Origin of the sequence: Exiguobacterium sp. s128 (genome assembly GCF_018618815.1) — a bacterium.
Lineage (GTDB): Bacteria > Bacillota > Bacilli > Exiguobacteriales > Exiguobacteriaceae > Exiguobacterium_A > Exiguobacterium_A antarcticum.
The window spans coordinates 42,802-59,226 of sequence record NZ_JACSMT010000009.1 but is presented as its reverse complement, the minus strand read 5'-3'; the positions used below and the strand labels follow the sequence as shown (position 1 = coordinate 59,226).

The 16,425-nt window shown below is 47.8% G+C and carries 9 protein-coding genes and 1 riboswitch; of the genes, 3 read left to right on the top strand and 6 right to left on the bottom strand.

Going from position 1 to position 16,425, the window contains the following annotated elements; translation table 11 throughout:
* Positions 1-20 precede the first annotated feature (20 nt).
* Positions 21-2,768, bottom strand: coding sequence for a chitobiase/beta-hexosaminidase C-terminal domain-containing protein (locus tag KNQ13_RS05745; protein ID WP_209548159.1), 2,748 nt, complete (start codon positions 2,766-2,768; stop codon positions 21-23).
* 759 nt (positions 2,769-3,527) lie between these two features.
* Between KNQ13_RS05745 and KNQ13_RS05740 the strand changes: the two genes are divergently transcribed.
* Both KNQ13_RS05740 and KNQ13_RS05735 read left to right on the top strand, forming a co-directional pair.
* Positions 3,528-5,561: a thioredoxin domain-containing protein gene (locus KNQ13_RS05740; RefSeq protein ID WP_209548160.1), complete on the top strand. Its 2,034-nt coding sequence runs from the start codon at positions 3,528-3,530 to the stop codon at positions 5,559-5,561.
* A gap of 198 nt (positions 5,562-5,759) precedes the next feature.
* Positions 5,760-9,344 carry an SH3 domain-containing protein gene (locus tag KNQ13_RS05735; RefSeq protein ID WP_209548161.1) on the top strand — a complete coding sequence of 1,195 codons (3,585 nt, stop codon included), beginning with the start codon at positions 5,760-5,762 and terminating at the stop codon, positions 9,342-9,344.
* 124 nt (positions 9,345-9,468) lie between these two features.
* Here the strand turns inward: KNQ13_RS05735 and KNQ13_RS05730 are convergent, their stop codons facing one another.
* From KNQ13_RS05730 to KNQ13_RS05705, 5 genes are all read right to left on the bottom strand, one after another.
* Positions 9,469-10,554 carry a universal stress protein gene (locus KNQ13_RS05730; RefSeq protein WP_209548162.1) on the bottom strand — a complete coding sequence of 362 codons (1,086 nt, stop codon included), beginning with the start codon at positions 10,552-10,554 and terminating at the stop codon, positions 9,469-9,471.
* Positions 10,551-11,072, bottom strand: a complete 522-nt coding sequence (locus tag KNQ13_RS05725; RefSeq protein ID WP_209548163.1) for a potassium-transporting ATPase subunit C — start codon at positions 11,070-11,072, stop codon at positions 10,551-10,553. Before KNQ13_RS05725 ends, KNQ13_RS05730 begins: the two co-directional genes overlap by 4 nt.
* A gap of 14 nt (positions 11,073-11,086) precedes the next feature.
* Positions 11,087-13,150: a potassium-transporting ATPase subunit KdpB gene (kdpB, locus tag KNQ13_RS05720; protein ID WP_209548164.1), complete on the bottom strand. Its 2,064-nt coding sequence runs from the start codon at positions 13,148-13,150 to the stop codon at positions 11,087-11,089.
* A 17-nt stretch (positions 13,151-13,167) separates the two neighbouring features.
* Positions 13,168-14,808 carry a potassium-transporting ATPase subunit KdpA gene (gene kdpA / locus KNQ13_RS05715; RefSeq protein ID WP_209548165.1) on the bottom strand — a complete coding sequence of 547 codons (1,641 nt, stop codon included), beginning with the start codon at positions 14,806-14,808 and terminating at the stop codon, positions 13,168-13,170.
* Positions 14,809-15,129: 321 nt separating this feature from the next.
* Positions 15,130-15,282: riboswitch (cyclic di-AMP (ydaO/yuaA leader) on the bottom strand.
* Positions 15,283-15,522: 240 nt separating this feature from the next.
* Positions 15,523-15,717 (bottom strand): hypothetical protein, encoded by a 195-nt coding sequence (locus KNQ13_RS05705; RefSeq protein ID WP_071500743.1) that lies wholly within the window; start codon positions 15,715-15,717, stop codon positions 15,523-15,525.
* Positions 15,718-15,887: 170 nt separating this feature from the next.
* Between KNQ13_RS05705 and KNQ13_RS05700 the strand changes: the two genes are divergently transcribed.
* The gene (locus KNQ13_RS05700) at positions 15,888-16,367 is read left to right on the top strand and encodes a glutathione peroxidase (RefSeq protein ID WP_209548166.1); all 480 of its coding nucleotides are present in this window, start codon (positions 15,888-15,890) and stop codon (positions 16,365-16,367) included.
* Positions 16,368-16,425: the final 58 nt, after the last annotated feature.

Below are 16,425 nucleotides of genomic sequence, written 5' to 3'. Positions count from 1 at the left end.
CCGCTTTTTTTATTTTGCTATCAGTATTTCGTTGTTTCTTTTAATTTATAACCATTTGATAATTCGAGCCAGATCGTTTTTCCTTTTTTCGTTTTCACTTGGATGTACGGGCGACCTTGGGAGACACGTAATTCAAGTAGATCCCCTTGTTGATCAGCATGCGTTTCACTCGCTTTATCCCACTTCCCAGCAAGTTGACGTTCAATGAAGATATGTTTTCCTTTTTGAACGGCACGCCATTTTCCAATTTCCGCTTTTCCGTTGACCGCAACAGCACTTTCCATTCCTTGAATCGAGATGATTGCCGGGTCATGGTCACTCGCACTACCGTCCGCTTCCATATAATCGGAGTTGATGTTAACGATATCAGAAGACGTATACGGTTTTAGATTTTTTGAAATCAAGATGTGGTCGAGCACTTGGGCATTTCCGTTATAGACGTATGAGTAACGTTCTGATTTTGGAAGATCGTCCACCGTGTTCCATAAGTTATCGCTTTTGAGGATATCAAGTGTTTTTGAGAACTGGAAGTCATTTAAGTCACCAAGAACGACGACGTTCGCTTCTTTGACTTCTGTTTCGAGTTCATTGACGAAATCTTGCACGATTTTGGCAATCGCATGACGTTGGACTTCACTTTTACGGACAGGTGGCTGATTTTTACCAAAGTCTGCTCCGTCTCCACCTTTAGAGTTAAAGTGATTGGCAATGATATGATACGACTCACCTTTAAAGATGAACTCTCCGACAAGCGGTTTCCGTGAACTTGTGAAGTTTGGATCCGTTGGTTGAATACGTCCCGGATTTTTCGTCACTTTACCATTCTCAACCGAGACTGCTTCCGTTGCTGTCCCTTTTTCACCTGGCGCAAGCGAAACACGTGCCGGATTGTACAAGAAACCGACGCGGATGTTTCCACCCGGCTGTCCGCCATCTTTTTTATCTTCCGGTGCGATATCGGTATACGCGTAACGGACACCGGTCTTCGCTTCGATTGCGGCGATCAGAGTCTCGAACGACTTCGAGGCATCGACCGTGCCGCTGTCTGTCGCGCCGTCATTGTCTTGCATTTCTGTCAAACCGACAATGTCCGGTGTTTTCAGGAATGTTGCGATACCTTCTGAAACCCGGTCGACTTTTCCGGCATCTGCTGTCGAGGCAAAGTTCTCTACATTGTATGAGGCGACTGTCAGACGTGAATCACCTGTTTCGATATTCGTTGGCTGACGATCGACTTCACTCGTAATCAATGTCGGTAAATCCACTGCTTTGGCAAGAACTTTGTATGCCGAATAGTTATAACTCATGACGCCTTCAATCGTTCCTTCAAAACGGTCGCCCGATTTCGCCCGGTATGAGCTGCTACCCATTTCAACAAACAGGCGCTCCGGGTTGACGTTATCTGCCGTTAAGATCGGTGTTCCACGTTTCGTGTAGTCCTTGCTCGCCGTCTGTGTCCGTACTGGAATCGTCCGGTTCGCTTGTGGTCCCGTGACGATGGCGTTCGGAAGTGCGACGCGCATGCCTTCGACACTTTCATATAAATCGATTGCATCTTCAGCTGGATCGAATTCAGCAAACGAATCATTATCGACGACTTGCGTCGGAATCAAGACACCATTTTCCCCGAGAACGATACTTGCTGGCAATCCTGTATTCAAGGCACCCTTGACGAGATTGACCGTACTGATTTCTGTAACGGCAAGATCCGTATCGAATTTGTCACTGTATCCGCCAAGCAACCATTCCTTGACGTAACCTGTCGTCGCGACCATTTGTCCGATTGCTGCACCATGGTTTTTCGCATAAACCAAGACACCTTCTGATGTTTTACTGTTGTTATCCGGATTCGGGTCCTGCATGTAGAAGTTGTTTGCATCGACGATATACGTAACGACACCTGTCGTCCGCACGAGTTGATCCGCGTATGGAGACGTATGTGCGACGCCTTGAATGTTGCTGATTTTCGTGATTGGCGGAGCGATGTAGTATTTGAATGTTGATACGGAAGACGTTTTGCCATCTTTGACGACAATCGCCTGAATCGTCAGTGCGTCATTGATCGTGATCGGTCCTGAGTAAACCGGACTTTCTGCCGTTGGTATCGAACCGTCGATCGTGTAGTGAATTGTTCCTTCACCTGTCAACGTGACTTGATCGCCACGTTCCACTTCTCCGACCGGTGAGGCCGTTGGTGCAACGACGATGTCACCCGCTTCTGCAGCATGTTTCCCAAGGTCCGTCAGCGTATCGACCGGTAAGCTTGTCCACTGCGACGGCTCGTACGTTTTTGATCCTGCTGTCACGTTGGTCTTGCGGACAAGTGTCGTATCTTTTGCAAAGTCGGTACTTGATCCGACCGGTCCGATGATGTCGAGGACGACATCGCCTTTTTTCAAGGCGACCGGATCATTTCCGTTAAAGTTCAATGATCCTGTTGTTTGTTGTGCTTTCCCTTTAATGTCTGCATTGGCACTTGAGTTCGCGATGACAAACGTTTTGCCCGGATCAATCGTCCCTGAAAGCGTGATTTTTGCTTCCGTTGGTCCACCATTCGTATATTGAACAAGCGTATAATCGGCTAAGTTAATGATTTGCCCCGAACCATTATAAATCTCGATCGCTTTGTTGTTACTCGATCCTTCTATGTACTCGGACAAGATGACGCCTTCGCCTTCTGCCCCGACCGTGATTCCTGCTTGTGGAAGAATTCCTGCTGTTAACGCTCCGACCAATGCCCACTTCCCAAACGTACTGCCGTTCTTCATGATGTTGACCCCCTATGAATTTTCTGACACTTCTTTATATTATCAGATATATTTGCTAACAGTGTATGTTTTATGTAAAAAAAGACCCTAATATTCGTAAAAGAATTAATTGTTAACGCTTACAAAAAATAATCATTCGCCTTTACGTGTCATCTCAATTCTCTTGTCTGTTAAAAGGATTAAAAAAAGACATAAAAAAAACGCCTTCTCAGCGTGTCTGTTTTTTAGGTGTCATGAGAATCGAGGATACAGGTGATCAAAACACCTGAAACGACGAAAGCCCTACCTCTCTTTCGTTGTTACGGCTCCTTGGCCGCGCCAGCTGAATCAAGCGTTTTAGCAAGAATCAAGTTACGCGTTGGGTTGCGTATTTACTGGGATTTTTAGAATTTCGCTCGGAATGAGCTGAAAAGTATCGAATGGAAGGTTTATCTTGCTGGGTCAACTTCTTCTAAAAGAACAGAAGAAGGACAAAATAAAAGCGATGACTTATGTCTGACTCATTTGTCAGTAAGGTCTAAAAATCCTGACCTGATTATTAAATTGTGTATTTTAGTGATGGATTCTCACATGAGTGATCATCCCCGATTCATGACAAAATTTAATATATCACATTTTATTTTATAAAGTCAATCTTTTTCTGGGAATATCTATTTCTACGAAATCGGCTCTACGTTGATTCGTCTTAAAAAAATCGGTATCGTTAAGTGAACGCTGTTCCTAACGACATTATTATAGAAGAAAAGAGGTTTTAGACAGATGATGACGAACCGATTGATCCATGAAAAGAGTCCGTACTTGCTTCAACATGCTACGAATCCGGTTGACTGGTATCCGTGGGGAGAAGAAGCGTTCTCCATCGCCCGAGCGACGAACAAGCCGATCTTCTTATCGATTGGTTATTCGACCTGCCACTGGTGCCATGTCCTGGCGCATGAAAGTTTTGAGGATGAAGAGACGGCACGTATGCTCAACGAACGCTTCGTCTCGATTAAAGTCGATCGTGAAGAACGTCCGGATATCGATCAGATTTACATGACGGCAGCACAACTGATGAACGGACAAGGCGGTTGGCCCCTAAGCGTTTTTCTGTCACCTGATCAGTCTCCGTTTTACATCGGGACCTATTTTCCGAAGACACCTCAATTCAACCGTCCCAGCTTTCGCCAAGTCATCTTGCAACTGAGTGAACATTACCGGACGGATCCGGAAAAAATCAAACGTGTTGGTAACGAAATCATTCAAGCATTGACGGATGTGACGTCCGCCAACACAACAGGTCAATTAAATGAAACACTGATCCATGACACATTTGATCAAGCGATGCGTCAGTTTGATGTCCAAAATGGAGGATTTGGCGAAGCACCGAAGTTCCCGTCTCCTTCACTGCTGACATTCCTGCTTGATTACTACCGGTTCGCAGAAGATGAAACGGCTTTGCAGATGGTCATGCGGACGCTGACGGCAATGCGCGATGGTGGAATTACCGATCATGTCGGTTTTGGTCTTTGTCGATATACGGTCGATGAACGATGGGACATTCCCCACTTCGAAAAAATGTTGTATGACAATGCTTTATTTGCGACGTCATGCATCGAGACATATCAAGTGTCCGGTCGTGAACGCTTCAAACAGTATGCGGAAGAAGTGTTTACGTACATCGAACGCGATTTGTTGTCTCCGGATGGTGCCTTTTACTCTGCAGAAGATGCGGACAGCGAAGGTCGTGAAGGGACGTTTTATACGTTTACCTATGACGAGCTCCTGGATGCCCTTGGCGAAGACGCCCTTTTCCCACAGTTTTATCAAGTTACGCCGCAAGGGAACTTTGACGGCCGCAATGTCTTTCGACGGACCAATCAATCCGTTCAACAATTTGCGGACGATATCGGACGTACCGTTCAGAAAACATTGTTCCAACTCGAACAAGAACGACAGACCTTACTCCACGTCCGCATTCAACGCGTCCGTCCATTTCGAGATGACAAAATCCTGACAGCTTGGAACGCTTTGATGATTTCCGCCTATGCGAAGGCAGGACGGGTGTTTGATAACCACCACTACACCGATGTCGCGCTACGCGCTTTGACCTTCCTCGAGACCCATCTGATGGATGACGATCGGCTGCGTGTTCGTTATCGGGAAGGTCACATCCAGGGAAATGGGTTTCTTGACGACTACAGTTTTTTGACGGAAGCCTATCTGGAATTGCATCAAACGACGCAACAGACCGTTTACATCCAGCAAGCACTCCGTCTGACGGATCGAATGATTCAGGACTTTGGTGATGAGCAGGGTAGCTTTTTCTTTACTTCTGTCGAGAATGAGACGCTGCTCGTACGCCCAAAAGATGTCTATGACGGTGTGAAGCCGGCTGGAAACAGCACCGCTGTCTTGAATCTCATTCGTCTGTCACAGCTGACAGGGCGAACGGATTATCGCGAGCTTGCCCAGCACGTTTTTTCGGCACTTGCTTTGGAAGTCGAGTCACAGCCAACCGGTTTTGCGAGTTTATTAAGTGCCTATGTCCGGACCTGGTTAGAACCAAAAGAATTAATCGTGTTGACGGATTCACTCGAAACGATTGAACCGTTCTTGGCAGACCTTCATAAACGACGCCTGCCGGAACTTTCGTTGCTCGTCGGCAAAAAAGAAACTCTTCTAAAAGTCGCCCCCTTTATCGCGGACTATCATCTCATCGATTCACAGCCGACTGCTTATCTGTGCCAAGACTTCCAGTGCGAACGCCCGACAACGAACCTCTCGGAACTCCTCCATCAGATCATCGAATGATTCGATTCCCTTCTGTTTCCTGAAACAGAAGGGTTTTTCAAAAAACTAAACCCCTTTTTTCAAAAAAAATCTAAATATACTGTAGATAAATGTTTTATTGTCGATAGTAAGAATAGGCAAATTAATTTCACACCTTAGAATTGACATCCTAGAGCCCGATACGTCTTCGGACGAATTCTAACTAGGAGGATACGATCTTTGAACACGACACTATTCACGAAAATCTTGAAGATGCTGGTCAGCTTCATTATGGTCCTTGGCATTCTCGTTTCTTACAGCCCCTCACTTGAGGCCGCGACGACGAAACCAACGACCTATCGTTTGTCTACCGATACTTATCTGTATGATAAAACGACATCTTCACGGAAACGCTTGTTGACGATCAAGACCGGAACTATCGTTTCATCCACGTATGTGTCGTCTTCTGGCCACTTCAGAAGAGTTTCATACGACGGAAAAACGGGATATGTCGCGTCAAAATATCTAGCAGCATACGACAAGAAAGAAAGCATCACGGGACAACGTTTTCTCGTCTCAAAAAAGACGACGCTTCACAAATCAGCGTCGACGACAGCTCCTGTCATCGCAACATTAAATGAACAGGATGCGTACTACAGTTCACAAAAGATCACGAATTCATTGGGCGAAGTTTGGTACCGCGTGACGTATGACGGTCAGACCGCTTATGTTCGTTCGCTCAACGCAACACCAATCAGCTACACGAAATTATCAAAAGCGACGTTGACGACGACAGATGGATACATTTTGCGTCAGTATGCCGGGACTTCTTACCCCCGCCAGCTCGTCGTTCCGACCGGGACATCGCTTCAAACAGCGGGACGCATTGGCGACTGGTACAATGTCACGTATGCCGGAAAATCAGGCTACATGCATAAGGCAGCATTCGTCGGTTCATCTAAACAAGAGATTACGACGATTCCAGAAACGGCCTTCAAGACAAAAGCTTCGACAGTTTTGTATGATACGACGGTTGGTACAAAACGTCCACTCGTGACGATTCCAAGCGGATCCATCGTCAAATCGACCGCTTTATCCGGTCTCTACCATCGTGTGACGTATGCTGGAAAAACAGGCTATGTCTTAACTGCAACACTTGCTGAATACACGACGACTGTGAAATTAGCAGCATCTCGTTTCCTATTATCAACTGAAGTCGAGATTAAAACAAAACCACTTTCATCTAGTGCGACACTTGCCAGTTTACAAACAGGCAATGTCTACTACACGACTCAACTCGTGACGAATTCGACGGGAGAGCAGTGGCACAAAATCTCAAAAGACGGTAAAACAGGTTACGTCAAAATCAATCAAGGAAAAACGATCAAGTATTATACGACGCACGATCTTTCTTTGAAAACAACGACGGCGACTTCCCTTCACTCGTATGCCGGTCCTTCTTACGGTGTCGTCAAAACGATTCCAAGTGGCACCGTCATCAAGATCCAAGGTCAAATCGGCAACTGGTATAAAGTATCGTACGGCGGGAAATCAGGTTATGCGTCAGGCGCGACCTTCACCGATCATGTTTTGACACAATCGATTCCGACAGCGGACTTCAAGCTTAAAACGGACGTCGCGATGAAAGTTGCGCCAAAAGCAACAGCAACGATGATCACGACGCTTAAAACAGACGATATCTACCAAACCAATCAACTCGTTACGAACGGTTCGTCGAAATGGCACCGTGTGACAAAAGACGGTCAGACAGGTTACATCCCGGTCGACCAAGGTACACCGGTCTCCTATGCACCGGAAAATATGGCAATGAAAGCAACCGCTACTACAGCATTGCGTACATATGCGGGTAATTCGTATGCGGCTATCGCAACGATTACGAACGGTACCAACGTCCAGATCATCGGAAAAATCCAAGACTGGTACAAAGTTTCTTCTAACGGTAAAACCGGTTATGTCACTGCGAACACGATGACGGAACTGATTACGAAAAAGACACTTCCGGCTTCCCGATTTGTCTTGTCGAAATCGGTTGATGTCAAAACATCGCATCACTCGACAGCCGATACGTTGACGACGTTAACGAACAACGACGTCTACTACACGACACAACTTGTCACGAACGGTCGTTCTGAACAATGGCACCGGATGACAGTCGATGGAAAAACGGGTTACGTTCGCGTAAATCAAGGAACATCGATTGCCTACAAAACCTTGCCCGCAACGAAGTATAAAACGTCTAGCACGACACCACTTCGTTCATATGCCGGTCCTTCTTACGCTTCCCTCACGACGATTCCGAGTGATACCGTCATCACTGTAACGGGACAAGTCGGGAACTGGATGAAGATCACCTATGGTGCGAAAAGCGGTTATGCCGCTGTTTCGACATTAAGTGAATTTACGGAAACAAACGTAATTCCGGAAGTCCGCTTCTTACTTGATGCACCAATCGCTGTTAAAAGTGAAGCAAAAGATTCATCCGCAACGATTGCCACATTAAACAAAGGCAACGTCTATACGACAAAAACGCTTGTCACGACGTCTGCAAACGTACAGTGGCATCAAGTAACCGTCAATGGAAAAACCGGTTACATCAAACTCGGTCAACCGACTTCACCAATCAGTTATGAACCAATCGAAAAATCGTTTATCCGGGCAACAGGAACGACTTTGCTCCGGTCATATGTCGGTGATGCGTATCAGCTAGTTGCCTCGGTTCCACTTGATACGGTATTACCCGTCACAGGGAAAATCGGCAACTGGTATGAAGTTTCCTACGAAGGGAAGACGCTGTATGCGTACAACGGGACACTCGTCATGACGTCGTCGAAATTAAATATCTACAATTCAGTCGCGACGCCGTATACGTTTGACAGCTTCATCAGTGCCCAAATGAAACTGAATCCACCACCGCAAACAGATCTGTATGCCTCGAAACTGATGTATGTCAGCGCGAGCTATGTCCGCTTAGGTGGATCACTTGATCCGGTCAACGGCACGATTGCCAGCGTCACGGCAACGACACCTCTTAACATCCGGTCCGGCGCGACGACAGCCAGTCATGTCTACGGTCAATTTGAACCGAGCACGATGATCAAGGTGTATCAAAACGTCAGTGGTTTCTATACGACGTATCCGCGTGTCTATACATCCACTACACGCTATTCAACGATTTATTGGTTGAATGCGCTCGAAGCAGATGTCCGTAACACGGCTGATCCATTGAAAGTCGATCGCCAATCATCGGCTTACTATCAATTCCTTGATTTATCAAAATCAACAGGTGCAACGGCTGCGACACTGAACAAGATTCTTGCGACAAAAGGCATCTTCGGGAAGTGTACGACAGGGAGCTGTGGACAAGCCTTCATCGATGCGGGAGCGAAGTATTCATTAAACGAAGCCTACCTGATTTCACATGCCTTGCTTGAAACAGGTAACGGTTCTTCGACACTGGCAACAGGTGTCGTCTGGAACGGACGGACTGTCTATAACATGTACGGCATCGGCGCATACGATTACGACGCCATCAACACAGGCGCAGCGTACGCTTACAGCCAAGGCTGGTTCACACCAGAAGCCGCGATCATCGGCGGCGCTGAATTTATCAGTACAAAGTATATCCACAATCAATATGATCAAAACACCCTCTACAAGATGCGTTGGAGTCCGATGCGTCCTGGTGTTCACCAGTACGCGACGGATATGGGCTGGGCTGTTAAACAAACGACTCAGATCTATAACCTCTATCAACAGATGGAAAGCTATACGGCTGTCTTCGATATTCCGGTCTTCGCACGTTAAACGACACACCAAAAACATCCAGACATTGAATCAACCGATTCGTTGCCTGGATGTTTTTTTGTGCTTTCAGTCGTCCTAGCCTAGCGGAAGACATCTCCTGCATTTACGCGGAAGAGACATCCTGTCAGACTTGATCATCAGCGACGATTTGCAGATCGATGCCCCGATTTTGACGCATGATCTGATTGACGATCGAGCCGCGCCGGATTTCCTGCCACCGGGTCCGGGCGGATTGACCGAGCACGATCTGTGTGATGCGGTGATGCTTCGCGACTGCCGTGATGGTCGCGGCAATCGAACGATCCCCTTGAATCCGGATCAAAACTTCCGCATCAAAAAGCGAACCGCTCTCGCGCAACATGGCGAGGACTTCTTTTTGATTGGCGGAAAGTTTGTTTTCCGGTCCGGGTAAAATCGTCAGGATGTATAGATCTGCCTTCAGCCGGCTCGCCATCCGAAATCCCCGGTAAATTAACTTCCGGGCATTCTCATTCAGTTGAACACAGACAAGAATTCGTTCCTGCAACAATGTCGGATCTTTTTCGATCAGCAGACGGGCTTGATAGACTTGGTCGTCGACCTCGTCCGCGACTTGTCGGAGCGACAGTTCACGTAAGCTCGCTAAATTTTGCAGCGAGAAAAAGGCATTCAAACTTTGTTCAATCTTCTCTTTTTTATAGATTTTCCCGTGTTCCAGTCGCTCCCGTAACGTTTGCGGTGTGACGTCGACCAGTAAGATTTCATCTGCTTCACCAAGGAAGGGATCGGGAATCCGTTCCCGGACCTCGACGCCGGTCACTTCCTTGACTTTAAACAGCAGACTCTCGAAATGCTGGATGTTGACGGCCGAGTAGACATTAATTCCGGCGTCAAGCAGCGTCGACACATCTTGATACCGTTTTTTACGGATGGATCCCGGCGCATTCGTATGCGCCAGCTCATCGATCAGGACGATGTCCGGTTGCCGGGCGATGATCGCATCGACGTTCACTTCAAGAAAAACCTTTTCCTTATAATGAACGTCGAGTAGCTGGACTTGCTCCAATCGACCAATCATCTCTGCCGTGTCACGGCGACCATGCGTCTCAATCAGACCAATGACGACATCTTTTCCTTCCCGAACTAAGGCATGAGCATCTGCAAGCATCTTATACGTTTTTCCGACACCGGGAGCTGAGCCGATGTACAGCTTCAACTTCCCTCGTGTCATGATTGACTCCGATCAAGCGCGAGATTCAGCAACAGCACATTTACATATTCGTGATTACCAGCTTCTTGATCAATCAACCGTCGGACTTCATCACGCGCGAGATCCCGTTCGGTTGCAATACGATTTACTTGTGCCCGTGCATAGTCAAGCGAGATGTGCGGATCGAAGCCAGAACCGGATGTCACGCGGGCATCGTCCGGAAGCGAACGTCCGACCAGTTTGTTCTGTTTCTCTAATTCCATCATCTTCGTACCAAGCTCCGGGTTGGATGCTGCTAGGTTATCCCCAGCAGATGCTCCCGCTAATTGATCGACTGCCGATGGACGTCCGTGGAAATACTGCTTCGACGTGAAAGGTTGGGCGATCAATTCCGATCCAATGAATTTTCCATTTTGTTGCAAGAGTGAACCTTCTGCTTTATCCGGTACGAGCAACTGACCAAACAGGGTCAGTAACGCGGGAAAGACGATCCCGCATAATGCTGTGATGAAAACCGTCACACGTATGGCTTGTTTCATTGTTATTTTTCTCCTTATAGGATGCTTGCGAGCAAGACATCGATGATTTTAATGCCGATGAAGGGAACGATGACCCCACCGAGACCATAGATCAATAAATTCCGTCCAAGTAACTGATCGGCTGTCATCGGTTTATAGGAAACCCCTCTCATAGAGAGCGGAATCAGCATCGGGATGATGATGGCGTTAAAGATCAATGCCGACAGGATCGCGGTCGTCGGTGAATCGAGCCGCATGATATTGAGCAACTCCATCTCCGGAATCGCGACCATGAACATCGCCGGGATGATCGCAAAGTACTTCGCGACATCATTGGCAATCGAAAACGTCGTCAAGGCGCCACGCGTCATCAGTAACTGCTTGCCGATTTCGACGACCTCGATGATTTTTGTCGGATTGGAATCGAGATCAATCATGTTCGCCGCTTCCTTGGCCGCTTGAGTCCCACTGTTCATCGCAAGTCCAACATCCGCTTGGGCCAGTGCCGGCGCATCATTCGTGCCGTCCCCGGTCATCGCAACCAGATGACCTGCTTCCTGCTCACGCTTGATGACTCGAATCTTATCTTCCGGTGTACATTCCGCGACAAAATCATCGACACCGGCTTCCCGGGCAATCGTTGCTGCCGTCAACGGATTATCGCCCGTACACATGACCGTTTTAATCCCCATCTCACGCAGGCGGTCGAACCGTTCCCGCATCCCCGGCTTGACCGTATCTTTCAAATAGATGACACCTAAGATCGTCTGATCGATGGCGACGACGAGCGGTGTGCCGCCGAGACGGGCAATCTGATCGACCGTCGTTTGAAGGTTATCCGGAATCACACCACCTTGTTCCGTGACCCATTGTTGAATCGCTTGTCCCGCCCCTTTGCGGACGCGTCGTCCATCTGTTAAATCAAGTCCCGACATCCGTGTCTCGGCCCGAAACGGAATGATGTCCGCCCCTTGCAACTTGTCGTGATTGATCGGCATCTCCCGAAGTTCTGCCAGTTCCAGGACCGAACGTCCTTCTGGTGTCTCATCCGCAAGCGAAGAGAGGATCGCGCCTGCAAACGCCGCTTCCTGCGTCACATCGCCGACCGGGGTGATATCGGACGCCATCCGGTTCCCGAATGTGATTGTCCCGGTCTTATCAAGGATGATCGTTTGGATATCCCCTGCTGCTTCAACGGCTTTCCCGCTCATTGCGATGACGTTGAAGCGGGTTACCCGGTCCATCCCGGCAATTCCGATCGCAGATAACAACCCACCAATCGTTGTCGGAATCAAACAGACGAGCAGGGCAATCAGGATAGGACCGGATAATTCAAATCCCAAATAGTTTGTGAAGACGGGTAACGTCATGACAACAAGTAAGAAAATGAGTGTCAAACTGGTTAAGAGTGTCGACAGCGCCAATTCGTTCGGCGTCTTTTGACGACTCGCTCCCTCGACGAGGGCGATCATTTGATCGAGGAACGATTCTCCGGGATTACTCGTGATCCGGACTTCAATCTCATCACTGACGACGAGTGTTCCGCCGATGACCGATGAAAAATCGCCGCCCGCTTCTTTGATGACGGGTGCCGATTCGCCCGTGATCGCAGATTCATCAATCGAGGCCAGCCCTTTAATGATTTCCCCATCACCCGGTACATACTCGCCGGTCCGGACGTAGACGATATCGCCTTTTCGCAGCGTCGCCGATGAAACACTTTCAATCATCTGTCCAACCCGTTTCCGGGCCATGACATCGGCTTTCGAGGCTTTTAACGAGTCTGCCTGCGCCTTCCCCCGCCCTTCGGCAATCGACTCGGCGAAGTTCGCAAACAAGACGGTCAAAAATAAGATGATGCTGACCGCTAAGTTGAAACCGCGCATCTCATCGATGAAGAGCGTATAGCCGATTGCCAGCAGGCAACCAATCCAGACGACGAACATGATCGGCTGCTTCACCATATGCACCGGATTTAATTTTTTGAAAGCATCAATCGTCGCTTGTTTCGCGATCGATGGATTGACGGCAGATTTCGCTTCTCTTTCAGGAAGGTTTGGTTCCTGCTCAGTTGGTTGGTGTTTTACTTGTTCCATCATTTCTCATTAGCTCCTGTTCACATCGTCAGCCAATCCGCGACCGGTCCAAGTACGAGCACTGGCAAGAATGTCAGCGCACCGACGAGTACGACCGTACCGAGGAAGACTGTGCCGAAAAGTGGTGTATCTGTCTTAAACGAAAATTCATCTTGTGGGACGGACGGTTTTGCCTTTAACGATCCAGCAATCGCCAGCATTAAAATCAACGGAATATAGCGACCGAAGAACAGCGCAAACGACGTCGAGACGTTCCAGTAGACATTGGCATCCCCCAGTCCTTCAAAACCAGATCCATTGTTCGCTGTTGCTGATGTGAATTCGTACAACACTTGTGATAAACCGTGATGACCAGGATTTGAAATCGCGCCGAGTCCCGGAGCGACGGACATCGAGATCGCTGTCCCGACCAGGATCAAGAACGGCGGAACGAGTAACGTACTCGCAATCAGTTTGACTTCAAACGTTTCCAGTTTTTTCCCGAGGAAGGTGGGTGTCCGACCAATCAGGAGGCCCGTCAAGAAGACAGCGACGAAAGCGTAGAGTAAGACGTTCAGGAAGCCGGCACCCGCCCCGCCGTAGACGACGTTCAACATCATATTGCCGAGTTGAATTAGTCCAGCGAGTGGATGGAGTGAATCATGCATCGAGTTGACGGCCCCCGTCTCAGCTGCCGTCGTAATCGAGCTGTATAAAGCCGATCCGATTTGACCAAACCGTAACTCTTGACCGTGCGCAGTCGGATTCGCAAATAGGCTTCCGGCCATACCAAACGTCATCATGATGAACAACAATGTCATCACACTGAGGAAGAGACGGCCTTGTTTTGCCGAGTTGATGATTTTCCCATACGCAATCGGGAGCGACATCGGAATCAGCAACATCAAGAACATCTGAATGAAATTGACAGGTCCGTTTGGATTTTCAAACGGATGCGCGCCATTAGCTCCGAAGAATCCACCGCCGTTGTTCCCCAGCTGTTTGATGACTTCAAACGCAGCAACGGGACCACGGTAGATGAATTGTTTTGCTCCTTCAAGCGTCGTGACCGTGACCGCACCACCAAATGTCTGCGGTACACCGAGCAGAATCATGAGTAATCCGAATACAAATGAAATCGGTAACAAGATCCGGACGATGAAGCGGACGAAATCGGCATAAAAATTACCGAGCGGCTGATTCGCGAGTCCACGAATGACGGCCATACAGACTGTAAACGCCATCGTTGGTGCAACGAACAACATCGTTCCAAGGACAAAGGTCTGTGACAAGTACGACAGTGCTTCGCCTGAATAATGTTGTTGATCGGTATTCGTCATAAAGCTGATCGTCGTATGCATCGCCGTCGACCAATCAAGATTCGCTGCACCGTTCGGGTTAAACGGTAACATTCCCTGAAAACGAAGCAGCAGATATCCTCCGATAAAAAACAACAGATTAACGAGCAACAAGCTTTTCGCGTAACCGACCCACGACTGGTCTTGTTTGCGTTCATCGACGCCAAGCATGTGCAGGAAACGTTTTTCGACTCGTCCGAGCGAATCACTTTTCCGAAGATGCACCGGTGCGAAGTATGTGCCGATGTAGCGTCCGAGCAGTACCGCAGAAATGAGCGCAATGACAAGTAAAATCCAAAATTGTACGATGAATTGAGTCCACATGATTTCTTTCTCCTATGCTGTTAGAATTTTTCAGGATACATCAGACAATAACTTAAATATAAAAAGACGATACAACCGGTAGCGAGTAAAAACCAAGTCATTTCCGATCACCCGCTTTCCACTGCACCCGTTCAATCAGTCGGATCAGACCAAACGAGACGGCAAAAAACGATCCAAACATAAGGAGTACCCACAATTCGCCCATAATACAATTACCTCCATATTATTCAATATTTTTACAATTAAACACGACAAAAAGACGATGCGAGGCAGTAACGGCCCCAGCATCGCCTTTAAAAATTGGCATCACTGAATAAGAGTCGTTCCCTCCTAAAACGCCTGCGAGGTTAGCTGTCGGATTCGGGCATACCTAGGATTTCGCCCTACTTCTCTTATCTGAGAAGATTCACCCCGTGTCACGTGTCGTGACGGTTGGGTCCCCCGCTTCAATCATGAACTCGGCGTACTTTGAGATCGAAGCATTAACATGTTAGTGTTCGTTGATGAGATGGATATTACTCCGATTAGTTAAGGATGTAAAGCCTATTTCTAAAAAAAATATAGTCAGACTTTTTGATGACTTCTTTTACAAAAATAGTGTTTTTAGAACGTGTGCTATAGAAGGAAAAAAAACGCAGTTACCGGTTCCTTCATCTGAATGGAACACATCCTTTCAGCAGGAATCGGGCTGCGGTTTTTTTGAATAAACAAGACTTAAGATTGTTCATTCCATTTGGTCTGGACCGTCAAAGGAGCTAGCATCGTCACCCATAGGGCAACCACTCCAGAAACAAGAATCACAATATCGCGTTCGAATTCGAGGGTCAGCAAAACGATTACACTTGCGACCAGGACAAGACAAAGCGTCGCGATCATGACAACACGCGATTGTTTCAACATCTTTCTCATGTGGCATCTCTCCTTTCCTTCCAAAGTCTTTTGTATTCTATCAAATTTCATAATCGTTCTGGGAGGCTGACACCGTATTGTGAAAGGATTGTCACCAGGCAGACGTTTTTCAGGCGAAAGTCAAACCCGTTTGGTACACTGATTTTAAGACGATAAGGGGGAATCATCAGATGTTACAAGAACAGACTTTTCAACGGATCGACGGAACCGACGCAACGTTACAAGATTATCCGGGACAAGCCTGGCTGATCGTCAATACGGCAAGTAAATGTGGCTTGACACCACAGTTCGAAGGACTTGAGCAACTCCATCAAGATTATCGGAAACAAGGACTCGTCGTCCTCGGTTTTCCCGGTAACCAGTTCGCCGGTCAAGATCCGGGAACGGATGAAGAAATTCAAAGTTTTTGCCAAATGAACTACGGCGTGACGTTCCCTGTTTTCTCAAAAATCGACGTCAACGGTGAAACGGCACACCCTCTGTTCGCCGAGCTGAAGGCACTTGCACCAAACACGACGGGCGAGCAGGAGATCGAATGGAACTTCACGAAATTTTTAGTCACGCGTGACGGGGAAGTGACTCGTTTTGCGCCGAAAACGAACCCGACTGATTTAGTGGCAGCCATTGAGCGGATCGTCGTCACTGTCTAAAGTCGATTTAACCAACAAATCACAAAAAAAGTTCTATTTCGATAAATCATCGAAATAG